Source organism: Thalassorhabdomicrobium marinisediminis (assembly GCF_003072065.1).
Lineage (GTDB): Bacteria > Pseudomonadota > Alphaproteobacteria > Rhodobacterales > Rhodobacteraceae > Octadecabacter > Octadecabacter marinisediminis.
This window is the reverse complement of record NZ_QCYG01000007.1, coordinates 256,635-280,733: the sequence shown is the minus strand read 5'-3', so window position 1 is coordinate 280,733 and position 24,099 is coordinate 256,635. Positions and strand designations below refer to the sequence as shown.

Here is a 24,099-nt window from a genome sequence, read left to right as displayed (position 1 = left end):
CGAGCGGGGACGTATCTCCTCGAGATGCAGCATGTATCTCATCAAGAACTCGCCCCGCTCGACCAGATTTTCGACTTGAAGGGCGAGGAGTATTACCGTCTTCTTCATCCGGAAGCAGCCCGTGGAAAAGCTGTCGTGCTCTGCAAGCATAGCGGAGGGGTAGAGAACTACACGCTTGACGATGAGACGCTTCTTACACAGATGCCGACGTTTCTCGACCGCACCAGCTATCTCACACTCAATCGGTTCTGGGGCGGAAGAAAGGCGCAGAAGCTGGCGGCGTTGAACGCGCTGTATGTCGATCTCGACTACTTCAATATCCTACAATGGCGTGGCAAGGATGTTGGCACCGTTGAAGCAGAACTTGCGTCGAGGTTGGCGGCTCACAACGTGCCCCATCCGTCGGTGATTGTGCAGACCGGTCGCGGCCTCGCGGCGATCTGGCTCATCAATCCGATGCCCACTAACGCGCAGCCTCGGTGGAAAGGCGCCATGAACGCGCTGGTCGAGTTTCTGGGGCCCTTTGGTGCGGATAAAAGTTGTCGGGACGTCTCGCGCATCTTCCGCATTCCTGAAACAATCAACGAAAAGTCGAAACAAGCGGTTCGGGTGTCCGGTGGAACGGCTGAGCGATACAGCTTCGATCGCTTAGCCGATCAGATTTACAACGCCGTTGGACGGCCCGGTCGTGTCGAACTGGAGGCACGGAAGAAACAAGAGAAGGCTGGCAGAAGGGCCAAACGAGCTATGCCGCGCGGTCTGTCGCAATCACAGCGCTTCAAACTCATTCTCGAAGACTTGCTGACGATCAGTGACACCTATGGGGGTGTCGTTCCGGAGGGCTTTCGGAACACCTGGCTACATTTCTGCGCCACATGTCTGACGCACATGAAGGATGTCTCTGACATCGAAGGCAAGATCGAGGCGCTTGCTGCAACGGCCACGCCCGGGCTGCCAAAGAGCGAAGTCTCCGCAATCGTGAGGCAGGCTGTGACAAAGGCGCGTCTCTCAGGGATGGGTTCGGTGCCGTGCGAAGGGCGATACTACTACAAAGGTGCAACGATCGCAGAGCAGCTGGGTATCACTCCGGATATGGCGCGTTCGCTCGACCTCAAACAGGTCACGCCCGAATCTGAAAAGAAGCGCCGAAAGGCTGAAGCCGAGAAGCAGCGGCGTGCGGCAAAGGGCGCTGTCAGCCGCGATGAATACCTCGCGGCCAACACCGCTTCCCGAACGAAGCCCTGGCAGGCCATGGGTATCGGCAGAACGAAATATTACGAACTGAAGAAGGCCGGAAAGCTACCTGACACTGTCGCCATTGCATCGCGAACAACTCAGTGTCCGCTACTGGGGCGAAGCCCTGCACCTCGGCGCACGACAGAGGCAGAACAACGCTACACCAACGCCCACAAACGCCAAACACCGCGGACAGAGAGAAATCCACGCAGCGAGCAGAACGGGCGACCCGCGACTGGACAAGACAAGACAAGTCAATCGGCCTGTGAACGGCTCAGGCGCCTTCGAGGCGTTCCGCCAATGGGTATCAGGCAGGCAGGGGTGAGACGTAAAGGCTGCAATCTCGAAGTTGAGGCCCGAGGCCCACCAATCTTCCCGCTGCCCCTTTGGTGAGAGCAGCGGGAAGATCGGCCGGCCTCAATGAACTCAACCCCGAAGACAATGCGCTTCACAATCCACGGTCTGGGAGAAAGGAGAATAGATCGTTTTGTCACCCGAGGCATCCCGCCAAGGGCACCGAATGGAGAACCCTATGTTCGATATTCCACAGCCAGCTACAGCGCTGCACCACTTTGCCGAAACCCTCAATCAAGCCATTCAGAACGCAGCCTTGCTGCTTGGAGGTCGCCATTGGCTCGCTCGAGCACAAAGGTTGCTCACCGACCTGAACGATGCGCAGCCCATCATGCGGCGGATCACTGGAGAGGCCAAAGCATTGCTTTCGCTTCTGGAGCTCGATCATGTCGACAAGATGGATAGTATCGAAGCGGCCTGTTTCGCTATGCCGGATCCTGAGGATCCTTATGTGGAGGAGGTCTGTCGGCTGACAGATTTGCTTCGCGATGCGCTCGACGACGCGGCGCAGCCGGTCGCTTTAAATGGCATGCGTTTTGAGGAGGGTCAGGTATGAGTGAACTTACACCTAAAGACCCGTTGCAGGCAGCAATCTTCCACGCGTTGACAGCTTTCGAAAGGTTGTCAGAGGCGGTTGCAGCAACAGATGCGATTGTCGGAGATAAACTATGCGACGATCTACGGTCTAAGCTCAATTCTCTTCGCACCGGCGAGTTGACGGTTGAGTGTTTTTCTCGATCTGAAGTTGACCGGCTAAACGCTGTTGCCACGTCGCTTGAACCTGCGATGCGCCGCGAAACCCACACTTGGGTTGTTCCCGACGAGTGCAGTATGTCGGGAGGCTACGAGGAGACAGCAACATCGCCTCTGGGCGATGCGTTGAGGAACTTGCACTTCGCATGCCGGGAATTAGCTGATCAGCTATCGCAGGTCGTGAAGATTCAGGAATCTGGGCAGATCGCTGTTGTTCTAAGGCAATAACTAATGTGTTCGGCCGACGAAAATCTGGTCGGCCGAACCGTATCAGGCAACCGCCCGATTGGTGCCGCCTGCCGCCCGTTGGTGCTGCGGGTTAAGACAATTGCATAACGACGTCGAAAACGACGTGTCTTATGTGCAGCAGCCATGCAGGGCGAGGTTCTGGGCGTTGAGTGACGTCGGGCGATGACGCGACGAGGAAAAGCTGAAGATCTTTTCGGAGGTGTGTGTGTTTGGAGCCTCAGCGACGTAAGTCGCGCAGACCCACGATATCAAGCTGTCGCAGATCTATGGCTGGCGGCGCGATATGAAGAAGAAGGGCCAATGGTCGCCGGATTGAGGGGCCGTTATCCTGCCAGTGGGATTTGGTTTATGCTCGGAAGTTCGATGATTGTGTGCCGCACTATCGCCTCATCGAGATCTACGCCTGGATGGGTGCGGACTGGCCCGGCAGCACGCTTCTGGACTGGTGCGACTGGGTCATCCAGGTGCCCGAGCCGGTCACTGAACGGATCGAGACCGAGGTCATGGCCGCGCCGATCTCGCGCGCTGACATACGCCGATCCGTGTCCGGGACCGGTCTCGCCGGGACCGCGACCTCGGCAAAGCTATTCAGGTGGAAAGCAGTCCTTCTGAAGATTGGCTTAGGACGCCACTACTCGCAGCATGTTATTATTCTTGACACGAGAAGCCTCGACCGAGGCAATAGGAGAAGTGACTTGACTCGCATCGAAAGGAACTTGCCGGAGCCAGCCATACAATGATCGAATGCTAATGCCTTTCTGCGCGTAAGCCCGCTCGCCCTCGTCAAGAGGCTCGTGTCCCATCAGCATACGGCGATGAGAGCCGGGGGTGCTCACGTCTTGAAGGTGGTGATGGAAGCTGGTCCGCAACGCATGAAAATCGAGACCATGCCAGTATACCTCATGCTTTTCGCGGTAATAGTGAAAGGCTTTGGTAAAATTCTCAGCAAATTTGCCTTTGGTGGCGCCGCGGGTGAGCGTCGGAAAGAGGCGTGAGGTTGGCGTGGGAGCCTGTCGCGCCAGTTCCAGAAAGCCGAGTTCAATCAAAGCCGGATGGATTGGGATTTTTCTTGTCGCCCTTTCGGACTTCAGATGGTCCCCGTCCGCTTGTTTGATTTGTAGATACCAGATGTCTTTGTCCTTCTGAACGTCACCCGCCCGTGCTTGTGCGATTTCTTCGCAACGGGGACCCATTGTATACGCAATAAGGGGCAGCCAGAAGAGTGGGTCAGCCTCGGTTGATGCCTCCCCTTGGAACACAGGAGTCGCAGTGAATTCATAGAACCGGTCATCCCAGGGTTGTCGCGTAACACGCTCCTCGGTCTTCCTGAGCCTCGCCTCCTCTTTGTTCGAAAAGGTGCATAGCGCAAATGGATTTCGTGGCAATATGCCCAGTCCAACCAACATACGCCCAACCTGATTTGCCTTCCGCACCCGACTGATGAACGTTCCGACCCGTAGTCGCGGTTCTGCTTTCTCCCGACGGGCGTCTTCAATCGCAACTTCGTTTGTGCATCCGGCTCGTCGCATCGTTCGTTCGACAGCATCCATGGCTTTAGCAGATCTGACATCGACCTGTTCGATCAATGCGCGATAGCAGGTCGAGTCGTATTTCTTACCTTTTCCATGGAGCTTGGGAATTCTGCGGATGGTGTTGATAACTTCGCCGACAGTGTCATGCTGCAACGCTATCAAGGGCCCGGCTGGCAGAAGATTACACCACATCTTCTTTGATGTGTTGAGCGTTCCACCTGTGCTGTTCTTCCATTGTTTGCCCACTTCCGCATCGGGTTTTTGTGGCTTCTCCCAATCGTCCGCACAGCCAGCTGACTTTAATTCTATAAAGGCATCGAATGCTTCGTGGGCTTCTATCGCATCGAACTTGCTGAGTGCTGCCAGCAATTTGGGGCTGCAAATGTTGAGCAGGTTTCGCTCTTTAAGTGTCGTTCGCAACTTTTGCATCGGCGTATCTTCGACAGGCGACGCTTGTGTTTTTACAGGAGGCGTATGAGCTTCTGCGGAAGGAGTATGAGCCTCCAACGGGGGATGAGACAGCGCTGGCTGTTCAACGCGGTCGCAGGTTGAAATAGAAGTTGGTTTTGCCCCTTCACGTCTGTCTCTATTACAGTGGAATTTTAAGTGAATATTTTGTCGATCCGAGGGGCGCAGCTCTACTTCGCCCATAGCTTCGCGCGAAACGGCGCGGGCGAAATAAGGACTGGGCTGGCTGAACTCGCCGCGGCCGCGGCGAAGTCGTTCTTCACTAACGTTCATCAGAACACGCATCGCCTGTTGAGCTAGAACCCTCGCGGCCGGCGTTGATGCATCTGGAAGAGCGATTCCTAGTCTTTCCGCGACTACGCGCAGTGGATGCTCCGCCGCCGAGTGATCGCGCAAGAAATAGGCCTGCTGCAGTGTTGCGTGGTAGGCTTGTTCGCGCTTTTGCTCAGCCAAGGCGGCCTCGAGGGACCGTGGTCCCGCGACTGCGTGCGCATAGTCTGCGGCCTCGATCTCGAAGAGAACAAGCTCGTTCAACAGTCGCTGCGTTGTAGTTGGCAAATGGCTCATCGTGGTGATCGCATACAGGAAAATTTTGTCACTCAGGTTGGAGAGCCTGCGTGCAAGCCCTTCGGCGATCGGAAAAGCACGAGTTCTCAGGGAAAAGCAAACTTGAGGATTCAAACCAATTTGAAATCTGCGCAAAGCGCAGAAATCGTTCGTATTTGTAGATCGACGTGATCGAAACTCCACAGCCTCTACAATTTCGCACAGGCTTTTCGGCAGGCGACGTCGCCAGACGTATCCTTGTGGTCGCAGTTCAAGATGGGGGATTCGTTTATGGTTACCGCGCGTATTGGACATCGTGTCCGACTCCTTGTGACTCCGGTGTGACCGGATTGTGTAAGGCGGTGTGTCAAAACCGGTGTCCAAAACGCGAAAAGCGCTCCCAAGGGAGCGCTTTTTCGTTTGTTACCAATACCTTGAAGTAGTCTTGGCTCCGGCGGTAGGGATCGAACCTACGACCAATTGATTAACAGTCAACTGCTCTACCGCTGAGCTACGCCGGAAAACCTTGGACCGTATAGCCATGACGACTGCGGGCGTCTAGGGGCTTTTGCAGGTTTTTTTGCCTAAATGATCGAGAAGGCTACGTCGGGGTCGATTGGCGTTCCCGCGGGGCCCTCGGGGCCGGTCACGCCGCGGCTTGTCAGGTCGATCAGATGGGCCAGAACGTTGCGTTGGGCCATGGGCAAAAGAGCCTTTGGCACGTCGTGATTGATCGCCGTCGTCAACTGCTGGGGGGTGGCGGGGCCGTGGTGCAGGGCGGCGAGGATTTCAGCTTCGCGCGTGTGGCGATGGGCGATGATCCGGGCGATCCGGTCCTGCAGGTCCGGAATCGGTGCGCCGTGGCCGGCGTAGGCGCGCGCGGCCTGCGTCGCCCCAAGCCTGCGGCAGGAGGCCATGTAATCGGTCAGATCCCCATCCGGAGGGGAGACGACAGATGTCGCCCATCCCATGACATGATCGCCGGTAAAGACCAACTTATCCCATAGAAAACACATGTGATTTCCGAGGTGTCCGGGGGTGTGCAGGGCGCGCAGGGTCCAGCCGTCGCCGGTGATGGTATCGCCATCGGCAAGGCAGATGTCCGGCGTGAAGTCCGCGTCCACCCCCTAGATACCCGTCAGCTCACCTTGTGCCGCCAGCGCCTGCATGACCTCGGATCGGCCCGCCTGACTGTCGCCGAAGGCCAGCACGGGCGCGCCGGTGGCCCGTGCTAGCGGGCGGGCGAGGGGCGAATGGTCCACGTGGCTGTGGGTGATGAGGATATGGCTGACGGTCCGTCCGCCGATGGCCTGCAGCAGCGCGGCAAAATGTGCGTCGCTCGCCGGGCCCGGATCGATCACCGCGACGCGGTCGCCGCCCAGAATATAGCTGTTCGTGCCCCAATGGGTCATGGGCGAGGCATTGGGCGCCAGCACACAGGCCAGCCCCTCTTCCAGCTTTTGCACCTCACCGGCGCGTGGCGGCTGCTCTTGCATGGCACATTCCCTTGTCGGTCGTTTCCCAGTAGCTATGGCCCATGGCCTATCGCATGTCGTTCAAATGGCTGAAAGACTATATGCCGCGCAGTCTTTATGGCCGCGCGGCGCTGATCCTGATTCTGCCGGTGATCACCTTGCAGCTTGCCATCTCGGTCGGGTTTATCCAGCGGCATTTCGAACGGGTGACCGAACAGATGACCGCGTCGATCATTCTGGACCTGCAGTTTCTGGTCGACACGATCAACGAAGCCGAGTCGGTTGAGGCCGCGCGAAGGGCAGGGCAGGGGATCGCCGACCCTTTGGCGTTGAAATTTGCGCTGCCAGCCCCCCGGGTGCCCGCGCAGAGCACGCGGCTCTGGTATGACCTGTCGGGCATCGTGGTCGAGCGCAGCCTGCACGCGGGGATGGCGGGCGTGGGGCCGGTGGTGCTGGACAATCACCGCATCGTCCAGACCTATATCGACACCGATTTCGGCCCGATGGAGGTCGAGTTCCGCCGGTCGCGCGTTTCGGCCTCGAACCCGCACCAACTGCTGGTCTGGATGGTGGTGCTGGGCGCATTGATGACGCTGATCGCCTATATCTACTTGCGCAACCAGCTTCGCCCGATCACCCGGCTGGCCCATGCGGCCACCGCCTATGGGCGCGGGCGGGTCGTGCCTTATCACCCCGCCGGCGCCAATGAGGTCCGCACGGCGGGTCATGCGTTTCTCGACATGCGCAACCGGATCGAGCGGCAAAGCCAGACGCGCACCCTGATGCTCAGCGGGGTGAGCCACGACCTGCGCACGCCGCTCACGCGATTGCGCCTCGGGCTGGGTTTGCTGGACGATGAGGACGTTGAACCGCTGGTGCGCGATGTGGACGACATGGAGCGCTTGCTGGATGCGTTTCTGGATTTTGCCCGCGGCGACGCCGAGGATGAGACGAGTGCCACGGACCCCGCCAAGCTTGCGCAACAGGTTCTGACCAACGCCGCCCGGACCGGGCAGGCGGTGCAGGCCGGTGTCATCGAGGGCGGCGTCGAGGTGCCCATGCGGCCCTTCGCCGTGCGGCGGGCGCTCGAGAACCTTGTCGGCAATGCCCTGCGCTACGGGCAAGCGGCGCGGCTGAGCGTGACTGTCTCGCCCAAAACGGTCGTTTTCACGGTCGAGGATGACGGGCCGGGCATCCCGCCCGACCAGCGCGAGGATGCCACCCGTCCTTTCACCCGCCTCGACCCCGCGCGCAATCAGGATCGCGGCAGCGGCGTCGGTCTGGGGCTGGCCATCGTCGAGGACATCGCCCGCGCCCACGGTGGGCTCTTGCGACTGGGCGAAAGCGCGGATCTGGGCGGGCTGAAGGCCGACGTCGTGCTGGGCCGATAGGGGGCCGCGGGGTGAGTTCGGATGGCGCGATCCTAATTTCGCCTCAAGACTTTGTTGTGCCACCACGGAAAACAAGTTGATGGCTCCAAGTGAGGTTCACGCCATTCGCGAAAAAGCGCTGGCACGCGTGGCGGGATGGCCATTATGCGCCATCCCGCTCTTTTGCGCATGTAGCTCGATAACGTCCGCAAACGACAAAGCGCCGTCGATCGGCCCGATCAGAAGTCCATGTCTTCGGCAAGCCTCTGCGCCACGCGGATCGCACGGCGCTCGGTCATGGTCCGGAAATTGGCGATACGCTGCTCGGGCCATGGCAGGCAGCTGTTACCGACCAGCGCGTTCCATGCATCGTAATCGTCGATGATGTGATGGATATCCAGCTTTTCGCTTGGAGCAATCGGTCCGTCCTGACGCTTGCGGTTCTCGCGGGCGCAAAGCCAGCGGAAATTTCCAAGCCCATCGCCGATATTGCCACGGTGACGATGGAAGCTGTCCTTGTAGACATCTTCGATCTGTTTGGCCCGCCGCTCTTTTTCGCTCCAGTGAAATTTGAAATCATTGCGGGGAACGATGTGGTCGAGGTCCAGCGGCAGGTCGTCGTCTCGGGCACTCAGCGGATCAAAGGTGGGGGCGGTGACCTTTAAATAGTCGCGTTGGGCCCACATCAGGGCCCGCTTCGTCAATTCCCGACTGCTTGTAAGCCGCCGCATCCAGTCCCCGGGCCGACGGGTGTCGGTATCGCAACCGATATAGCGTTCCGCACATCCGGGCAGTTGCGCAGCCTTTCCCGGATCCTGCTCCAACTCTGAAAGGGCTGCTTTCCAAGCTTTAAAATCATCATTCGTTGGAAGGTTATAGGCGCGACCTTCGTCCTCAAGCCGACGACGCCAGTCGGACAAACCGCCGTTCGCAACGGAGAATTCCGATCCGCTGGCCATCTCGAAAAGCGCGTTGGCGGCCTTGTCGGGATCATCGGTGCCAAGGAGACAGAACAGTGTCACCCGAAGCAGGAGATCACCAAAGTCTTTGTCTGGATCACTCGCGTCCGCGCCCCTCATGATCTCAGCAAGCAAGAGCAGGATATCGATCGCTTCCCGGGGCAAGCGCGCGGTCAACATGCTGTGCATGCCTCTTTTGCGGAGCGCTTCCTTGATAAAGTTCAAATCCTGTCGGATCGCGAAGTCCTCGCCGGGCCTATCCGGGAGAAGCTGCAAAAAGGCCTCGCGGACCTCGTCGTTCATCTCTCTCACGTATTCGGGCGTCGGACGAGCGATCCGGGCGGTTTCGCTGTTGCCACGTTCAACCCTGAGACGGGCCACGCGCAACGTCGCGAGCACAAGATCCACGTCAGAGGCAAACCGTAGATCCCGCAAATTGGCCATACGGTCGCATAGATGCGGGAATTGCTGCTTCAGGATGGAATAGGTCAACTCGTCATTCGTCAGGGCTGTGCCGCCTTGTCCAACCCGGCCGAAGAAGCGGAGATACTCGTCGGGCGACTCGACGATTTTCGTTGGCAGCCTTGAGACCAGCGCATTCCCGGATAGAGCCGCGCCAAACGCATCAAGAATGACCTTGAACCTTTTATCAATTGCAGGCTGCGCCTCCTCGGGCGCCGATTTCCGCAGTTCCTCGCGCAGTTTGGTCCATTCGCCGGCTCCACCCACGCAAGCAGCCCAGACCTTGGCCATAGGGATCGCCGCAACAGCGTCGATCAACTCGACGTCCCCATCGAACATCGTGTCGCGGCTTTCCTCATCGAATTCAGCCCACATTTTTGACCGTTTGCTGACTTCGAACTTCGAGTTCGGCGCATCCGCTCGATAGCCAAAGGGCTGCCCACGGCTGCTGATCCGCAGCGCAAAACGCAAGTCGCTGCCCGGCGTGGGATCGGTTCCGAAATCGATCCAGAGGCGCAAGGCCTCGTGGAGTTGGCCTTCTGCGCGCCCCAAAAGCAGCGCCGACATTCTTTGCTGTCCGTCGAATAGCTGCCAGTCATCGGGATGCGCTATTTCCAAGTGACCCTCGGCATCGCTGCCACTCCGACCTGCTGTGTTGTCTCGGCCCGCGTCGCTGACGCGGTGAGCCAGAAACTGCCCGGCGGGATACCCACGAAGCAAGCTGTCCCAGTACCGCACGATCTGTTCGTTGCGCCACACCAGAGAGCGTTGGATCGGCGGCAAACGCAACACGCCTGGCCCCTCATGTTTTCGCCAATTCACAAGCTCACTAAGCGAAACTGCTGCAAAGTTGGACTCAGTTAAATCTGGAAGAAAACCCATTTGCGTCCTTTTGAATAAATACTATTTTCCGCATTCCCGACCGGGGTATGGAGAGTTTTTAACCAATAGCCAGAAAGATAAACCCTAAAAGCCGGCGACTGGTCAGGAAGTGTTTGAGCAATGAACTGGGCGGTAATAGCCTTGGCGAATGTTTGCAGTGCAATGGCTGACGGCGGAATTTGGAAGACCATGAAAGCCTGCTATAGTCTATCTGATCCATAGACTTGGCGCTCCGAGTGACTTAGGACGACGGTTTTCAAAAGACCGGATTTGGTGGGTCGTTCAAGCGCGACAGGCTGCAGAGCCACTTTCGCCTCCCGTCTATTGCGGCACTAATGGCTGAGCTCTTAATTTGCCTAATTAGGGTGCAACGCGTGACCAGCAGTACTTCAGCTTCACTGAACCTGAGCCCTTCCCGTTGAGTGGCTCCAATACCCTTGTTGTCTGGTAGGCCCGGCAGGACTTGAACCCGCAACCAAAGCGTTATGAGCGCTCTGCTCTAACCAATTGAGCTACAGGCCCCCCGCGCGTTTGGTAGCAGAGGTACCGGTCTGGTCAAGTGGTGTCGGGGAAGATGTCGGGAAATAACGCGATCCGTGCCAGGCTGGCAGCGCCTGCTGGAGGAAAAGGGGATAGATCATGACGCCGCTAGGATGTCTTCAAAGCCCAGCCCGCGCGACAGAATTTTAAGGACCTGCTCCATTGCCCGGAAAGGGTGGGATTTTGCGTCACCTGCTGTCAAGCTTCGGTTGATGCGTCGCGGGCGATGGGGTATCGCGCGGGCACGGGACAGTGCGGGGATACAGCCGATGACCACTTCAGAAAGAACGGGTTTGACCTATGCGGATGCGGGCGTCGATATCGACGCGGGCAACAGTCTGGTCGAACGGATCAAACCGGCCGCGAAACGCACGCGCCGCCCCGGCGTGATGGCCGGGTTGGGCGGCTTCGGCGCCTTATTCGACCTCAAGGGCGCGGGATACGACGATCCGATCCTCGTGGCGGCGACCGATGGCGTGGGAACCAAGCTGCGGATCGCCATCGACACCGGGCTGGTGGACGAGGTGGGCATCGATCTGGTCGCCATGTGCGTCAACGATCTGGTCTGCCAAGGGGCCGAGCCGTTGTTCTTTCTGGATTATTTCGCCACCGGCAAGCTTGAGCTCGACGTGGCCACGCGGATCATCAACGGCATCGCGAAAGGCTGCGAGCTTTCGGGCTGTGCGCTGATCGGCGGCGAGACGGCGGAGATGCCGGGCATGTATCCCGAGGGTGATTTCGACCTTGCGGGCTTCAGCGTGGGCGCGATGGAACGCGGTGGAGAGCTGCCCGCGAACGTGGCCGAGGGTGACGTGTTGCTTGGGCTGGCGTCGAGTGGTGTTCACTCCAACGGTTATTCGCTGGTCCGCAAGATCGTCGAGCGCTCGGGCTTGGGCTGGGATGCCCCGTCGCCCTTCGGTGCAGGTACATTAGGCGAGGCGTTGCTCGCCCCGACCACGCTTTATGTCAAAGGCGCCGTGGCGGCGGTCGCGATTCCCGGAGCCGTGCACGGTCTGGCGCATATCACCGGCGGCGGCTTGACCGAAAATCTGCCCCGCGTGTTGCCCGAAGGGCTGGGCGCGCAGATCGACCTGTCTTCCTGGGCGCTGCCCCCGGTGTTCGGCTGGCTCGCGGCTGAGGGCGGGTTGGATCAGGCGGAAATGCTCAAAACCTTCAACTGCGGTCTGGGCATGGTCGCTGTCGTTGCTCCGGGCGAGGTGGACGCCGTGCGCGCGGCCTTTACCGACGCGGGCCACGATGTGACACAGATCGGCACCGTCACCAATGGCAGCGGCGTGCGCTACACCGGGGCGCTGTTGTGAAACGGGTCGCCATCCTGATTTCGGGTGGCGGGTCGAACATGGTGGCGCTGGCCCAGAGCATGACCGGCGATCATCCGGCACGACCGGTGCTGGTCTTGTCCAACGACCCGAAGGCGGGCGGCTTGGCGCGCGCGCGCGACATGGGTCTTGCGGTCGCGGCGGTCGATCACAAGGAATTTCCAAATGATCGCAAGGGGTTCGAGGGTGAACTTCTCGCGATACTTGAAGCGGCGCAGCCCGACATCATCTGCCTTGCGGGCTTCATGCGGGTGCTAAGCGCCGGTTTCGTGCAGCGCTTTGAGGGGCGGATGCTGAACATTCACCCGTCGTTGTTGCCGAAATACAAAGGGCTGCACACCCATCGCCGCGCGCTGGACGCGGGCGACGCCGTCCACGGCTGCACCGTGCATGAGGTGACGGCCGCGCTGGACGATGGCCCGATCCTTGGTCAGGCGCGGTTGGACATCGGGCCCGAGGATACGGCAGACACGCTGGCCGCGCGGCTCCTTCCGCTGGAACACGCACTTTATCCAGCGGTGTTGCGCCGCTTCGCCCGCGGCGACCGGACGCCGGTTCTGATCCCGTAGGGGTGCTTTCCATCCGCTTCGCGCTGGCTTAGACAGAACCGAAAGAGGGCCCGCCCGCGCCCGGGCAACGTGCTTCCCCAGACAAGAGACGTTATGAAAACAATTACAACGACCCCAGACCTCGCGGCGTTCTGCGCCGAAGCCGCCAAACATCCCTATGTGACCGTCGACACCGAATTCCTGCGGGAACGGACCTATTATTCCAAGCTGTGTTTGATCCAGCTCGCGTATAACGGGGACGGGAACGATGATGCGGTTCTGGTCGATCCCTTGGCAGAGGGGCTGGACCTTGATCCGCTTTATGCGCTGTTCGAGGATGCGGGCGTCGTCAAGGTGTTCCACGCCGCCCGTCAGGATCTTGAGATTTTCTACGTGGACCGGGGCATCATCCCCGCGCCGCTGTTCGACACCCAGGTCGCCGCCATGGTCTGCGGGTTCGGCGAGCAGGCGGGGTATGAGACGCTTGTGCGCAAGATCGCCAAGGCCAGCGTGGACAAGTCGTCGCGCTTCACCGACTGGTCGCGCCGCCCCCTGTCCGATGCGCAAAAGGCCTATGCGCTGGCCGATGTGACCCATCTGCGGGTGATTTACGAATACCTCGCAGCACAGCTGGAAAAGACCGGACGTAAAAAATGGGTGGCCGAGGAAATGGCCGTGCTGAACGATCCAGCGACCTATCAGACCGATCCGGCGGACGCCTGGAAACGGGTCAAGACACGCACAAGCTCGGGCAAGTTCCTGTCGATCGTGCGCGAGTTGGCGCGCTTTCGCGAAGCCTATGCGCAAGCCCGCAACATCCCGCGCAACCGCGTGTTCAAGGACGACGCGATGATCGAGATCGCCTCGACCAAACCGGCGAGCGAGAAGGATCTGGGTCGCTCGCGTCTGCTGCTGCGTGAGGCCCGCAAGGGCGACATCGCACAGGGCATTCTGGCGGCCGTGAAAGCCGGGCAGGAGGTGGCGCCGGAGGACCAGCCCAAGACCGACCCGCGCCGCGAGAAGTTGCAGGTCAATCCGGCACTGGCGGACCTTTTGCGGGTTCTGTTGAAGGCCAAGGCGGATGAGAAAAACGTGGCACAGAAGCTGATCGCCACAAGCTCGGACCTTGATGCATTGGCCGGCGGGATGCGGGACGTGCCCGCGCTGCGCGGCTGGCGCAAAGAGGTGTTCGGCGCCGATGCCCTGCGCCTGTGCGACGGTCAAATCGGCCTTGCTGTGAAGGGCGAAAAGGTCGTCACATTCGAAATCAGTTGAGCGGAGAGGGTGAAGATGGCCACGGAAGCCTTTGAAGAGATTGTAGAAACCTTTGAATTCCTCGACGACTGGGAAGATCGCTACGCCCATGTGATCGAGCTGGGGCGCGACATGGAGCCTCTGGACGAAGCCGCCCGCGTGCCCGCGACCAAGGTGGAGGGCTGCGCGTCGCAGGTCTGGCTGCTACCCCAGATCGACAACGGCGTGTTCACCTTCAAGGGCGCGAGCGATGCGATGATCGTCAGCGGGTTGATTGCAATCCTGCAGGCGCTCTACAACGGGCTACCGGTGGCCGAGGTGCCCGCGGTCGACGCACGCCACGAGCTTGAGCGTCTGGGCTTGAACGATCATCTGTCGTCGCAGCGCTCCAACGGGTTGCGCGCCATGGTGGAACGGATTCAGGCCTCCGCCGCCTGAGCGCCCGTCGCGGCGTCGGATTTCAGGTATTAGTGAACCAGAGAAGGGCCGGTCTAGCGCAGGGTTTCGAGCGTGGTGGCAAGCTCACCGTAGCCGGTCAGACGACGCTCAAACGCAAGGCCCAGATAGGCCGCATGGGCCTTGGCTTTTTCCGTGAGCGCCGGGTCGTCGGTCTGCGCCTGATAGACCAGCGTTCTGTAATTGCCGAAGTACATCTCGAGCAGGTCCGGATGGCGGTCGAGGCCCAGCGGTTTGACGATGAAGGACTCGAACTGCCGGACGAGGAAATCGGTCAGGTAGAAGCAATCGACCTCATCTTTTTCCGCGAAGGCGGCGTTACCTTCGAAAAAGGAATAGCAATGGGGGCCTGCAACCATTTCCACCCCGAGCCGCGCGCACAGGGCCGCCAGCCGGCCCCCGGTGCCGCAATCGGCATAGACGACGAAGATCTCGTCATAATCGGCCCGGTGTCTTAGGATCGCCGCCTCGACTGCATCGGGGATCCGTTCGGGGCGCACGTGCAGGATCGCGGGCAGGCAGTGCAGGTCCATGTGGCTCCAGCCGTTGGCCTTGATCAGGTCCAAAATTTCCCGCGCGAGCGCCCCGCAGGCCAGCAGCAGGATGCGACCCTGACCCTTGGGGGCGAGGCCCTTTTCGGTCAGGGTTCGATCATCCGTTTCCATGATATTGTCCGGGCTGGGGATGCGACCGGTCGGGGTCTTAAGCGGTCGCACCCTGGTTGTGCTTGCGGGCCATGAACGATTTTGCGGTTTCCACCGCCACGGCGGCATCGCGGCAATAGGCGTCCGCGCCGATCGCCTTGCCGAACTCCTCGTTCAGCGGGGCACCGCCCACCAGAACGGTGTAATCGTCGCGCACGCCCTGTTCGATCATCGTGTCGATCACGACCTTCATATAGGGCATCGTGGTGGTGAGCAGCGCGGACATGCCCAGAATGTCGGGCTCTTCGGTCTTGAGCGCTTCAAGGTAGGATTCAACCGCGTTGTTGATGCCCAGATCGACCACTTCGAAGCCCGCGCCCTCCATCATCATCGAGACGAGGTTCTTGCCGATGTCGTGGATGTCGCCCTTGACCGTGCCGATCACCATCTTGCCCACGCGCGGGGCGCCGGTTTCGGCCAGCAGCGGCTTGAGGATCGCCATGCCGCCCTTCATCGCATTGGCCGCCAGCAGCACTTCCGGCACGAACAAGATCCCGTCGCGGAAGTCGTGGCCGACGATGGTCATGCCCCCCACCAGCGCCTTGGTGAGAATGTCGTAAGGCTCCCACCCGCGTTCAAGCAGGATGTTGACGCCTTCCTCGATCTCCTCCTTGAGGCCGTCGTAAAGGTCGTCGAACATCTGGGCGACAAGGTCTTCGTCGTTCAGCTCACTCAGGATGATGTCGTCTTCTTCGTCGGACATGGCGCCAACCCTTCTCTGGTCTTTCGTCCATTAGCGCCCGTTTGTCGCACGGGGTCTGGACCGATTGCGACACTGAGTGCCTGTCGAGCGACCCGTATGCAAATGAATACTTCGCTGAAAGATCGTGAAGGGGGTTCACTTGTTCCCTATTTGTTCTATACAGGATGCCATGTCCGAACTTCATGATCTTCGGCGGGGAGAGGCGCGGGGCCGCGGCGCGGTGAGCAATGCGGTCAGCCGGTTCGAGCCCTATGCGCGGGTGGCGGTCGATGACGGCTGGGAGGCGCCGGTTGAGGGGATGTTGCGCACCGAGGTTGCGGTGGAGGCGCCGCGCAAGGTGATCTCGCGCAATACCTCGCCCGATGTGCCTTTTGACCGGTCGGTCAATCCCTACCGCGGGTGTGAGCATGGCTGCGTCTATTGTTTCGCGCGCCCGGGCCACGCCTGGTTGGGCCTGTCGCCCGGTCAGGATTTCGAAAGCCGTCTGGTTGCGCGGCCCACCGCGCCGCAGGTGCTTGCGGAAGAGTTGCGCAAACGCCACTACCGGCCTGCGACACTGGCCATCGGCACCTATACCGATCCCTACCAGCCCATCGAAAAAGAGCACGAGATCATGCGCCGCTTGCTGGGGGTGTTGCAGGACTTCCGGCATCCGGTGAGTATTGTCACAAAGGGCACCTTGATCGAACGGGACATCGATATTCTGGCGGCGATGGCGAAGGACAATCTGGCGACGGTCGGGATTTCGGTCACCACGCTTGATCCGAAGGTGTCGCGCCTGATGGAGCCGCGGGTGCCGTCTCCGGCGCGGCGGCTGCAGGTGATCGAACGGTTGGCGGCGGCCGGTGTTCCGGTGCGGATCATGGCCTCGCCGCTGGTGCCCGCGCTGACCGATCACGAGCTTGAGGGGATTCTGCAAGCCGGGCGGGATGCGGGCGCGCGGGCGGCCACGTCCTTGATGCTGCGCCTTCCGGCCGAGGTCGCGCCCCTGTTTCAGGAATGGCTGCATGTACATTTTCCCGACCGGGCCGAACGCGTCCTCAACCGTGTGCGCGAGCTGCATGGCGGCAAGCTTTATGAGGCTGACTTCGGAACGCGGATGACCGGGCAGGGGGTCTGGGCGCAGCAGATGCAGGCGCGGTTGCGGATCGCGCGCAAACGGCTTGGTCTGGCGGATAGGCTGCCGCCGCTGCGCTGCGATCTGTTCCGCCCGCCGCCGCGGGTGGGGGATCAACTGAGCCTGTTCTAGCGGCCCGCCCGGATCAGGCGCGCCGGCGGCCCCGACGCGGGCTGCGCTTGGGGCCATCGTCGCCGGTGCCGTCCGACGCGGACGAGAACCCGCCAAGGGCTTCGGTGATGTTGTCGAGCGTGGGCGGCGTGCCTTTGGGGCGTGTCTCAAGGGCTTCGCGCATGGAACGCAGGTGCTCGGGCGTGGTGCCGCAGCACCCGCCGATGATCGTGGCGCCGCTGTCGCGGGCCAGGCAGGCATATTCGGCCATCAGCTCTGGCGTGCCGTCATAGTGGATGTGGCCATCAACGTATTTGGGAATGCCCGCGTTGCCCTTGGCAATCACCGGCTGATCGGGGCCCGCGGCCTTGAAGCCAAGGATCGTGCGCAGCAGGTCCGATGCGCCCACGCCGCAGTTCGCCCCGAAGGCTAGCGGCGCGTGCTGCAACTTGCCCACCAGCTTGACCAGATCGGCGCTGGTCAGGCCCATCATCGTGCGCCCGGCGGTGTCGAAGCTCATGGTGCCGCACCAGGGCATGTCGGCCAGCGCAAAGGCCTCGGCCGCGGCGCGGAATTCCTCACCGGCGCTGATGGTTTCCACCCAAAGGATGTCAGCGCCCCCGGCCTTCAGCCCTTCGGCCTGTTCGTGGAACATTTCGACCGCGTTTTCGTGGGTGAGCGAGCCCATCGGCACCATGATGTCGCCGGTGGGGCCGACCGATCCGGCGACCACGACCTTACGCGGGGCCTTGTCGGCCACTTCGCGGGCGATCTCGGCAGCGGCCTTGTTGATCTCGTGCACGCGGTCCTGCCCGCCGTGCAGCTTGAGGCGTGAGGCATTGCCGCCAAAGGAATTGGTCAGAAAAATGTCCGACCCTGCGTCGACCGCGCCTTGATACAGCGCGGTGATGCGGTCGCGGTGTTCGAAGTTCCAGAACTCAGGCGCGTCGCCGGACTGCAGCCCCATGTTGAACAGGGTCGTGCCGGTCGCCCCATCGGCGAGCAACCAATCGCGCGTTTTCAGCAGTTCGGTAAGGGCGTTTGTCATGGCGTAGGGCTCCGGTTTCGGTTGAGTGCGCTTCGCACGGGGTCGGCTCGGGTGCAAATGAATAATCTTCAACAAACCTGTGAACGTCGCGATCTTGCCGGAAGACGGGGGCTTGGCGGGCGCGCGCGCGGATGCGGTGGGCCAGAGTTGCAGCCGTCAGGGCAAGGCGGACTTTGCCCGGCGCGCAAAGATAGCGCGGCTGCCAAACGGGGCCGAAAGCGGCCTTGAAGCGCCGCAATCCCTGACCCGAGGCCGTGACACGCTGCGCAAAGGGGGCCGCAGGGTCGACATCCGGCACCGCGGCAAGGGACAGACGACAGGCCCCGTCGGCGCGGGCGGCTGCGATCGCGGCGCAGACAAGCGCCTGCATCGTGCCATGGGGCAGGTCGCTCCGGTGCCGCATAAGGTCAAGGGTCCAGACCCGCCCGCAATGAAAGCTCACGAAGGCGCAGGGCGTCTGGCCATCATAGGCCGCGAAGACCCGCTGGCGGCGCAGATAGTCGGGACAATAGCGCCCCATGGACAGCCCGCGTTCGCCCCCGTGGGCCGCCGCCCAATCTGCCGCGACCGGGCGCAGGGTTTCGGGGTCGGTGCATTCCGCGATATGCAAGCCGGAGTGTGCGAACTGGCGCAAGGCGCGGCGCAACTGGCGGCAGGCCGGACGCTCGGCGCTCCAGGTGGCGGGGGTCAGGGTCGCCTCTTGCGCGATGCGCAGCACGGCCCAGCCCGCGCGGCGGGCCTGTGCCGCCTGTTCGGGCCCGCATTTGTAAAGTGCGACGGGGCGGGCGCGGCCCAAATCGGAAAGCTCCAGTCCGGCGGGCAGGTCGCCCAGCACGGCCCCCGCGCCCCAACACGGCAGGGTCAGCAGGGGGGCGGCTGGATGGGGGATCACCCGGGCGTCCTGATGGCGCAATGCGGCTTCGGGGTGGTCGGGAACCGTTGCCGCTGCGGGCTTGGCGCGGGGCGACGGGTGCAGCAGAGTGACGAGCGAGAGCGTCGCCGGAGCTGCATAGTAAACAATACGGAACGCCAGCAGGGCGGCGAGCGCTGCGGGGCCGTCAGAGGCGGGCAGGAGGGCCAGCAAGGTCAGATCGAAAGCGCCCATGCCTCCGGGGGAGTTCGAGACAAGCCCCGCCCCGAGGGCCAGCAGGTAGGCGGCAAACAGCGCGTCAAAGCCCACAGCCCCGGGCCAAAGCACCCAGAGCGCGCCCGCCGCAAACCCGGTGTCGAGCGCGCAGGCGATCATCAGAGCACCAACCCGCCGTGGCGTGACCGCGACGGCGGCCAGCCCGAACCGTTTGGCCCCTTTGGCGATCAAAACCGACACGCCGAGCGCGAGGCCACCCAGCGCCAGCCCGGTCATGGGCGTGAGCGCGTCGTCAAGCGCCGGTAGGTCGACCCAGAGCAAAACCAGAGCGGTCAAAACCGCAAGTGCCGCCAGAAACGACAGGCTGACCGCGCAAGACAGGCGCAGGGCGCTTGCGACGCTAAGATCGGGCAGGCAACGCCAGCGGACGAGCGCGCCGGTCACGACCCCGAAGCCCAGAGCCTGCGACAGCGCGATGGCCCGCACCCCGGCGGCCCGCGCCCGGCCTGTGTCCTGCCCGGTGCCCAGGGCGCGATGCACCGATAGGTCATATTGCCCCACGGCGCAGAAACTCAAAGCGGTGCAGATCAGCGCCAGCGCCCATTGTCCGGGGGTGATCCCCGTGATCGCCTCAAGAACCTCGGCCGGGCCCAGATCGGCCACGGAGCGCAGGAACAGCGCGCCGAACACAAGCAGCGCAAGCGGCGGGATCAGCCGCCCAAGGCGGGCAGGGCGCAGATCGTGCGGGCGCGGTATCGCGACTGGGGCTTGTGTTGTCATTTGGCTGTCCACCTCCCGTAGCGGGCCAATGCCCGCGGGGGTGTCCTAGCGTTCAAGGGTTCTGCAAATGTAAAGGCCGGGGCGATTTTGCCGCCCCGGCCTTCATAGATGTCTAGAATTTTTTCGAAGTTCCGGTCCGTTCGACGCCGTCTCAGGCTTCGTCGAGCAGTTGCGCCTTGGCCTGCTTCATCAGTTCGGCCATCTTGGTGCGGATCTCTGCCTCGCTCTTGAGGTGGCCGATGTCGCCGGACAGCTTGCGATAGACATCCTCGTCCCCCGCTTCCTCGAAGTCCGCTTTTACGACCTCTTGCGCATAGGCTTCGGCCTCGGCGCCGGACTTGTCCAGCAGATCGGCCGCCCAGAGGCCCAGAAGCTTGTTGCGCCGCGCTTCGGCGCGAAACTGCATCTCTGCGTCATGGGCGAATTTCGCCTCAAAAGCGTGTTCGCGGTCGTCAAAAGTGGACATCGGGCTGTTCCTTGCAGGTTCGTGGCTGTTCCGGTCCAGATATGCCCCTCGTTGCGCTTGCCCGCAAGGGGGGCTTGGCTTATGACGCGCGCAAGCGGGGCGATGGTGGCTTTGACGTCCAAGGCGCAGCGCCCGCAAAGGAGACAGCATGGCACGTCGCAAACTGGTCTATGAAGGCAAGGCGAAAATCCTGTATGAAGGCACCGAACCGGGCACCCTGATCCAGTATTTCAAGGATGACGCCACCGCGTTCAACGCAGAGAAGAAGGACGTGATCGACGGCAAGGGCGTGTTGAACAACCGCCTGTCCGAGTTTTTCATGAACGGTCTGATGCGGATCGGCGTGCCGACCCATTTCATCAAACGGCTGAACATGCGCGAACAGTTGATCCGCCAAGTCGAGATCATCCCGCTTGAGGTGATCGTGCGCAACTTTGCGGCCGGCTCGATGGCGAAACGGCTGGGCATGGAGGAGGGCACGCCGCTGCCGCGCCCCATCGTCGAATTCAGCTACAAGGATGACAGTCTGGGCGACCCGCTGGTGCCCGAAGAATACATCATCGCCTTCGGTTGGGCGAGCCAGCAGGACCTTGACGACATGGTGGCGCTGGCTCTGCGGGTGAACGATTTCATGTCCGGCGTGATGCACGGGGTTGGCATCCAGCTGGTGGATTTCAAGATCGAGATCGGCCGCGTCTGGGACAACGAGTTCATGCGTCTGATCGTCGCCGACGAGATCAGCCCCGACAGCTGCCGCCTGTGGGACATGGAGACCGGGCGCAAGCTGGACAAGGATGTGTTCCGGCGCGATCTGGGTGATCTGGCCGATGCCTATACCGAGGTGGCCAAACGTCTTGGGGTCATGCCGCAGAACGCGGCCCCCATGCAGAAGCCGACGCTTATCAACTGAGCCGTCGGAATTGAGTTTATTTGGTCAGATGAAGACAGGAACAGCGATATGAAAGCCCGTGTGCACGTGATGTTGAAGGACGGCGTTCTGGACCCCCAGGGGGCGGCCGTGAAACACGCGCTGGGGGCGCTGGGGTTTGACGGGGTCGAAGGGGTCCGTCAGGGCAAGGTGATCGAGCTGGATCTGGCCGACGGGACGACCGAGGCGCAGGTGGGCGAGATGTGCGAAAAGCTGCTCGCCAATACGGTGATCGAAAGCTACCGGATCGAGATGCCATGAAGGCCGCGGTGATCCAGTTTCCCGGGTCCAACTGCGACCGGGACATGGCGGTCGCCCTGCGGCAAGCGGGCGCGGATGTCGATGTGATCTGGCACAAGGACGATGCGCTGCCCGGCGACGTCGATCTTGTTGCCATTCCGGGCGGGTTCTCCTTCGGGGATTATCTGCGCTGCGGCGCGATTGCCGCCAATTCGCCGATCTGCCGCGCCATCGTCGCCCATGCAGAGCGTGGCGGCTATGTGTTGGGCGTCTGCAACGGCTTTCAGGTGCTGACCGAGACGGGGCTGTTGCCCGGTGCGCTGCTGCGCAACGCGGGGCTGAAGTTCGTCTGCAAGACCGTGCCCCTGCGGGTCGAAACCACGCAGAGCGCCTTTACCGACACCTATGTCCAAGGCGATATCCTGTCGGTGCCCGTCGCGCACCATGACGGGAATTACTTTGCCGACGACGCCACGCTCGCGCGGTTGCAGGACACGGGGCGGATCGCCTTCAGCTATGCTGAACACCTCAACGGCAGCCGCAACGACATCGCCGGGATCCTTTCGGCCAACGGGCGGGTACTGGGCATGATGCCCCATCCCGAGCGCGCCGTGGACGAGGCCCATGGCTCAACTGATGGTCAGCGTCTTTTCGCCGGTCTGGTGGGGCAGCTCGCCACCGCCTAGCGCCTGTCGATGGACGCCGCCGGGGTTGCGCGCTAGATTACAGCGCAGCAACCTTGGGGGTTATTTTTGAACGCAGCGCGCATTTCCGTCGTCTGGTGGACGCGCATCCTTGTGGGTGCGCTGGTTCTGCTCGCCTGTGTGGTCGTCTATAGCTCTAACGCCTTGTTGACCGAGCGCTTCACCGAGCGCACGCGGGGCGGAGCCGAGGTGCGTCTGGCGCTCTATTCCGCCAACCTGCTCAGCGAATTGCAGCGCAACTCTATCGTGCCGCAACTGCTGGCGCGGGATCCGGCGCTGATCGGTGCGCTCAATTCGGGCGATTTCACCCAGTCGACCGCGCGGCTTTTGTCCTTTGTCGATGAGATCGGCGCGGCGTCCTTATTGCTGATGGACACCGATGGGCGCGTGGTGGCCGCGACCGACCGGGAACGACTGGGGGAAAACCGGCGGCATCAGCGCTCCTTTGTCGAGGCGCTGCGCTCCAATATCACGACCTTCACGGTGGACGACCGCAACGAGGGCGGCTTCGACTTCACCTATTCGCGCCGGATTGAGGACGGGGGTCTGGGGATCGGCGTGGTCTCTGTGGGCGTGGATCTGGCGAAGCTCGAACGGTCCTGGGCTGGGATTTCCGATGCGGTGATGGTGCTGGACAGCACCGGCCGCGCGATCCTTGCGACCGAGCCGCGCTGGCGGGGCCGGACCGAGGAAGAAGCCGTGGCCCTGCTGGAGCCGCAGTCGGCCATCGAGCGCGCCCTGCGCGGCACGCCCGACTGGTCGGCGCTGCCTATCGATGCTTACCTGCGTGGCGACGGGGTGATGCGGCAGGAGGTGCGCGTGCCGTTTCAGGGCTGGCGCGTCGTCAGTTTCACCACCTTCCAGTCTGTGCGCGAACGGGTCAATTCGATCCTTGCGCTCGAAATCATGGGATTCGCGATCCTGTTGGCAGGTCTGTTCTGGTTCCTGTCGCGCCGGTCCAATCTGGCGGCACGCATGTTCCAGCGGGAATCGGCAGAGCTTCGCCAGTTGAACAACCGCCTACAGCGGGAAATCGCCGAGCGCCAGAAGGTAGAAAAGGACCTCGAGGTGGCCGAGCAGACCGTGGCGCAGACCAGCAAGCTTGCCGCTTTAGGCGAAATGTCAGCGGCCGTCAGCCATGAATTGAACCAGCCGCTGGCCGCGATGAAGACCTATCTGGCCGGCGCGCGGCTTCTCATCAGCCGCGAGCGGCCGGACGAAGCGGTGGTCGCCGTGGCGCGGATCGACGGGCTGATCGAGCGGATGGGCGCAATCACCAAGCAGCTCAAATCCTACGCGCGCAAAGGCGCCGACAGCCTTGAACCCGTTGATGTCAAAGAGGCGGTGCTCTCTTCACTGTCGATGATGGAGCCGCAATTGCGCCAACGTCAGGTCGCGATTTCGCGCACCTTGCCGGATCGGCCGGTGATGATCTTCGGCGACCGGATGCGGCTTGAGCAGGTGATCATCAACCTGCTGCGCAACGCGCTGGACGCCACCAAGATGACAACGGACCCGCGGATTGATATACTTCTCGCACAGGGCAACGTGGTGCGTCTGACCGTGCGCGACAACGGCACCGGCATCGATGAACTCGATGAACTGTTTGAGCCGTTCTACACCACCAAGCAGCCCGGCGACGGCACCGGCTTGGGGCTTGCCATCTCGTCGGGGATCGTAAACGACTTCGGCGGACGGCTCACCGGACGTAATGCGGTTGGGGGCGGGGCTGTATTCGAGGTCGAACTGCCCATATTGAACGCAGACACAGAAGCAGCGGAGTAACA

The 24,099-nt window shown here is 61.7% G+C and carries 23 protein-coding genes, 2 tRNA genes and 1 pseudogene; 14 read left to right on the top strand and 12 right to left on the bottom strand.

Annotated elements, in window-relative coordinates; genetic code table 11:
- Nucleotides 1-24 precede the first annotated feature (24 nt).
- The 4 genes from DC363_RS12720 to DC363_RS17355 all read left to right on the top strand — a co-directional run bounded on the left by DC363_RS12720 (nucleotide 25) and on the right by DC363_RS17355 (nucleotide 3,332).
- Nucleotides 25-1,629 (top strand): hypothetical protein, encoded by a 1,605-nt coding sequence (locus DC363_RS12720; RefSeq protein ID WP_108641527.1) that lies wholly within the window; start codon nucleotides 25-27, stop codon nucleotides 1,627-1,629.
- A 139-nt stretch (nucleotides 1,630-1,768) separates the two neighbouring features.
- Nucleotides 1,769-2,146: a hypothetical protein gene (locus tag DC363_RS12715; protein WP_108641550.1), complete on the top strand. Its 378-nt coding sequence runs from the start codon at nucleotides 1,769-1,771 to the stop codon at nucleotides 2,144-2,146.
- Nucleotides 2,143-2,571, top strand: a complete 429-nt coding sequence (locus tag DC363_RS12710; RefSeq protein WP_108641526.1) for a hypothetical protein — start codon at nucleotides 2,143-2,145, stop codon at nucleotides 2,569-2,571. The genes DC363_RS12715 and DC363_RS12710 overlap by 4 nt, the downstream gene beginning before the upstream one ends.
- Nucleotides 2,572-2,999: 428 nt before the next feature.
- Complete coding sequence (locus tag DC363_RS17355; protein ID WP_422396412.1) at nucleotides 3,000-3,332, top strand: hypothetical protein; 333 nt, start codon at nucleotides 3,000-3,002, stop codon at nucleotides 3,330-3,332.
- On the opposite strand, the gene DC363_RS16710 is transcribed toward DC363_RS17355, so the two are convergent.
- From DC363_RS16710 to DC363_RS17310, 4 genes and pseudogenes are all read right to left on the bottom strand, one after another.
- Nucleotides 3,213-5,453 (bottom strand): site-specific integrase, encoded by a 2,241-nt coding sequence (locus DC363_RS16710; RefSeq protein WP_146180787.1) that lies wholly within the window; start codon nucleotides 5,451-5,453, stop codon nucleotides 3,213-3,215. The two genes, DC363_RS17355 and DC363_RS16710, sit on opposite strands and share 120 nt — an antisense overlap.
- A 131-nt stretch (nucleotides 5,454-5,584) precedes the next feature.
- Nucleotides 5,585-5,659: transfer RNA gene (locus tag DC363_RS12695), tRNA-Asn, on the bottom strand.
- Nucleotides 5,660-5,722: 63 nt separating this feature from the next.
- The gene (locus tag DC363_RS17315) at nucleotides 5,723-5,884 is read right to left on the bottom strand and encodes a hypothetical protein (protein WP_338418935.1); all 162 of its coding nucleotides are present in this window, start codon (nucleotides 5,882-5,884) and stop codon (nucleotides 5,723-5,725) included.
- 126 nt (nucleotides 5,885-6,010) lie between these two features.
- A pseudogene (locus DC363_RS17310) lies at nucleotides 6,011-6,550 on the bottom strand (MBL fold metallo-hydrolase); the annotation flags it as partial.
- A gap of 125 nt (nucleotides 6,551-6,675) precedes the next feature.
- Here DC363_RS17310 and DC363_RS12685 point away from each other — a divergent pair.
- Nucleotides 6,676-8,004, top strand: coding sequence for an ATP-binding protein (locus DC363_RS12685; RefSeq protein ID WP_241962998.1), 1,329 nt, complete (start codon nucleotides 6,676-6,678; stop codon nucleotides 8,002-8,004).
- A 218-nt stretch (nucleotides 8,005-8,222) separates the two neighbouring features.
- Here the strand turns inward: DC363_RS12685 and DC363_RS12680 are convergent, their stop codons facing one another.
- The 3 genes from DC363_RS12680 to DC363_RS12675 all read right to left on the bottom strand — a co-directional run bounded on the left by DC363_RS12680 (nucleotide 8,223) and on the right by DC363_RS12675 (nucleotide 10,808).
- Nucleotides 8,223-10,286 carry a DUF262 domain-containing protein gene (locus DC363_RS12680; protein ID WP_108641522.1) on the bottom strand — a complete coding sequence of 688 codons (2,064 nt, stop codon included), beginning with the start codon at nucleotides 10,284-10,286 and terminating at the stop codon, nucleotides 8,223-8,225.
- Nucleotides 10,265-10,477: a hypothetical protein gene (locus DC363_RS16705; protein ID WP_146180786.1), complete on the bottom strand. Its 213-nt coding sequence runs from the start codon at nucleotides 10,475-10,477 to the stop codon at nucleotides 10,265-10,267. Before DC363_RS16705 ends, DC363_RS12680 begins: the two co-directional genes overlap by 22 nt.
- A 254-nt stretch (nucleotides 10,478-10,731) precedes the next feature.
- Nucleotides 10,732-10,808: transfer RNA gene (locus tag DC363_RS12675), tRNA-Ile, on the bottom strand.
- A 287-nt stretch (nucleotides 10,809-11,095) separates the two neighbouring features.
- On the opposite strand from DC363_RS12675, the gene purM reads away from it, so the two are divergent.
- The 4 genes from purM (at nucleotide 11,096) to DC363_RS12655 (ending at nucleotide 14,406) form a co-directional block, all read left to right on the top strand.
- On the top strand, nucleotides 11,096-12,148 hold the full coding sequence (purM, locus tag DC363_RS12670; protein WP_108641521.1) for a phosphoribosylformylglycinamidine cyclo-ligase: 1,053 nt from the start codon (nucleotides 11,096-11,098) through the stop codon (nucleotides 12,146-12,148).
- Nucleotides 12,145-12,735, top strand: a complete 591-nt coding sequence (purN, locus tag DC363_RS12665; RefSeq protein ID WP_108641520.1) for a phosphoribosylglycinamide formyltransferase — start codon at nucleotides 12,145-12,147, stop codon at nucleotides 12,733-12,735. The genes purM and purN overlap by 4 nt, the downstream gene beginning before the upstream one ends.
- Nucleotides 12,736-12,828: 93 nt before the next feature.
- Nucleotides 12,829-13,989 carry a ribonuclease D gene (rnd, locus tag DC363_RS12660; RefSeq protein ID WP_108641519.1) on the top strand — a complete coding sequence of 387 codons (1,161 nt, stop codon included), beginning with the start codon at nucleotides 12,829-12,831 and terminating at the stop codon, nucleotides 13,987-13,989.
- Between the two features lie 15 nt (nucleotides 13,990-14,004).
- Entirely contained in the window at nucleotides 14,005-14,406 is a 402-nt protein-coding gene (locus tag DC363_RS12655) for a SufE family protein (RefSeq protein WP_108641518.1), read from the top strand.
- Between the two features lie 53 nt (nucleotides 14,407-14,459).
- Here DC363_RS12655 and DC363_RS12650 read toward each other — a convergent pair whose 3' ends face one another.
- Both DC363_RS12650 and DC363_RS12645 read right to left on the bottom strand, forming a co-directional pair.
- On the bottom strand, nucleotides 14,460-15,089 hold the full coding sequence (locus tag DC363_RS12650; protein WP_108641517.1) for a DUF1638 domain-containing protein: 630 nt from the start codon (nucleotides 15,087-15,089) through the stop codon (nucleotides 14,460-14,462).
- A 37-nt stretch (nucleotides 15,090-15,126) separates the two neighbouring features.
- Entirely contained in the window at nucleotides 15,127-15,831 is a 705-nt protein-coding gene (locus tag DC363_RS12645) for a corrinoid protein (protein WP_108641516.1), read from the bottom strand.
- A gap of 169 nt (nucleotides 15,832-16,000) precedes the next feature.
- Between DC363_RS12645 and DC363_RS12640 the strand changes: the two genes are divergently transcribed.
- The gene (locus DC363_RS12640; protein WP_108641515.1) at nucleotides 16,001-17,080 is read left to right on the top strand and encodes a PA0069 family radical SAM protein; all 1,080 of its coding nucleotides are present in this window, start codon (nucleotides 16,001-16,003) and stop codon (nucleotides 17,078-17,080) included.
- A gap of 13 nt (nucleotides 17,081-17,093) precedes the next feature.
- Here DC363_RS12640 and bmt read toward each other — a convergent pair whose 3' ends face one another.
- From bmt to DC363_RS12625, 3 genes are all read right to left on the bottom strand, one after another.
- Complete coding sequence (gene bmt / locus DC363_RS12635; protein WP_108641514.1) at nucleotides 17,094-18,107, bottom strand: betaine--homocysteine S-methyltransferase; 1,014 nt, start codon at nucleotides 18,105-18,107, stop codon at nucleotides 17,094-17,096.
- Nucleotides 17,998-19,974 carry a phosphatidylglycerol lysyltransferase domain-containing protein gene (locus tag DC363_RS12630; RefSeq protein WP_108641513.1) on the bottom strand — a complete coding sequence of 659 codons (1,977 nt, stop codon included), beginning with the start codon at nucleotides 19,972-19,974 and terminating at the stop codon, nucleotides 17,998-18,000. The genes bmt and DC363_RS12630 overlap by 110 nt, the downstream gene beginning before the upstream one ends.
- Before the next feature lie 151 nt (nucleotides 19,975-20,125).
- A complete protein-coding gene (locus tag DC363_RS12625; RefSeq protein ID WP_108641512.1) occupies nucleotides 20,126-20,440 on the bottom strand; it encodes a DUF1476 domain-containing protein in 315 nt (104 codons plus the stop codon).
- A gap of 148 nt (nucleotides 20,441-20,588) precedes the next feature.
- Here DC363_RS12625 and purC point away from each other — a divergent pair, with 148 nt between their 5' ends.
- The 4 genes from purC to DC363_RS12605 all read left to right on the top strand — a co-directional run bounded on the left by purC (nucleotide 20,589) and on the right by DC363_RS12605 (nucleotide 24,097).
- Complete coding sequence (purC, locus tag DC363_RS12620) at nucleotides 20,589-21,350, top strand: phosphoribosylaminoimidazolesuccinocarboxamide synthase (protein ID WP_108641511.1); 762 nt, start codon at nucleotides 20,589-20,591, stop codon at nucleotides 21,348-21,350.
- A gap of 48 nt (nucleotides 21,351-21,398) precedes the next feature.
- Nucleotides 21,399-21,629 (top strand): phosphoribosylformylglycinamidine synthase subunit PurS, encoded by a 231-nt coding sequence (gene purS / locus DC363_RS12615; RefSeq protein ID WP_108641510.1) that lies wholly within the window; start codon nucleotides 21,399-21,401, stop codon nucleotides 21,627-21,629.
- Nucleotides 21,626-22,294 carry a phosphoribosylformylglycinamidine synthase subunit PurQ gene (purQ, locus tag DC363_RS12610; protein WP_108641509.1) on the top strand — a complete coding sequence of 223 codons (669 nt, stop codon included), beginning with the start codon at nucleotides 21,626-21,628 and terminating at the stop codon, nucleotides 22,292-22,294. The genes purS and purQ overlap by 4 nt, the downstream gene beginning before the upstream one ends.
- A gap of 66 nt (nucleotides 22,295-22,360) precedes the next feature.
- A complete protein-coding gene (locus tag DC363_RS12605; RefSeq protein WP_241962997.1) occupies nucleotides 22,361-24,097 on the top strand; it encodes an ATP-binding protein in 1,737 nt (578 codons plus the stop codon).
- Nucleotides 24,098-24,099 lie beyond the last annotated feature (2 nt).

Bases quoted from the DNA above. Each gene is read 5' to 3' on its own strand.
- purM (WP_108641521.1), top strand. From the start codon at position 11,096: ATGACCACTTCAGAAAGAACGGGTTTGACCTATGCGGATGCGGGCGTC.
- DC363_RS12640 (WP_108641515.1), top strand. From the start codon at position 16,001: ATGTCCGAACTTCATGATCTTCGGCGGGGAGAGGCGCGGGGCCGCGGC.
- purQ (WP_108641509.1), top strand. From the start codon at position 21,626: ATGAAGGCCGCGGTGATCCAGTTTCCCGGGTCCAACTGCGACCGGGAC.
- DC363_RS12715 (WP_108641550.1), top strand. From the start codon at position 1,769: ATGTTCGATATTCCACAGCCAGCTACAGCGCTGCACCACTTTGCCGAA.
- purC (WP_108641511.1), top strand. From the start codon at position 20,589: ATGGCACGTCGCAAACTGGTCTATGAAGGCAAGGCGAAAATCCTGTAT.
- DC363_RS12650 (WP_108641517.1), bottom strand. From the start codon at position 15,089: ATGGAAACGGATGATCGAACCCTGACCGAAAAGGGCCTCGCCCCCAAG.
- DC363_RS12685 (WP_241962998.1), top strand. From the start codon at position 6,676: ATGGCCTATCGCATGTCGTTCAAATGGCTGAAAGACTATATGCCGCGC.
- purS (WP_108641510.1), top strand. From the start codon at position 21,399: ATGAAAGCCCGTGTGCACGTGATGTTGAAGGACGGCGTTCTGGACCCC.
- DC363_RS12625 (WP_108641512.1), bottom strand. From the start codon at position 20,440: ATGTCCACTTTTGACGACCGCGAACACGCTTTTGAGGCGAAATTCGCC.
- bmt (WP_108641514.1), bottom strand. From the start codon at position 18,107: ATGACAAACGCCCTTACCGAACTGCTGAAAACGCGCGATTGGTTGCTC.
- DC363_RS16710 (WP_146180787.1), bottom strand. From the start codon at position 5,453: ATGTCCAATACGCGCGGTAACCATAAACGAATCCCCCATCTTGAACTG.
- DC363_RS12645 (WP_108641516.1), bottom strand. From the start codon at position 15,831: ATGTCCGACGAAGAAGACGACATCATCCTGAGTGAGCTGAACGACGAA.
- DC363_RS17355 (WP_422396412.1), top strand. From the start codon at position 3,000: ATGGGTGCGGACTGGCCCGGCAGCACGCTTCTGGACTGGTGCGACTGG.
- DC363_RS12720 (WP_108641527.1), top strand. From the start codon at position 25: ATGCAGCATGTATCTCATCAAGAACTCGCCCCGCTCGACCAGATTTTC.
- DC363_RS16705 (WP_146180786.1), bottom strand. From the start codon at position 10,477: ATGGTCTTCCAAATTCCGCCGTCAGCCATTGCACTGCAAACATTCGCC.
- DC363_RS12655 (WP_108641518.1), top strand. From the start codon at position 14,005: ATGGCCACGGAAGCCTTTGAAGAGATTGTAGAAACCTTTGAATTCCTC.
- rnd (WP_108641519.1), top strand. From the start codon at position 12,829: ATGAAAACAATTACAACGACCCCAGACCTCGCGGCGTTCTGCGCCGAA.
- DC363_RS12680 (WP_108641522.1), bottom strand. From the start codon at position 10,286: ATGGGTTTTCTTCCAGATTTAACTGAGTCCAACTTTGCAGCAGTTTCG.
- DC363_RS12630 (WP_108641513.1), bottom strand. From the start codon at position 19,974: ATGACAACACAAGCCCCAGTCGCGATACCGCGCCCGCACGATCTGCGC.
- DC363_RS12710 (WP_108641526.1), top strand. From the start codon at position 2,143: ATGAGTGAACTTACACCTAAAGACCCGTTGCAGGCAGCAATCTTCCAC.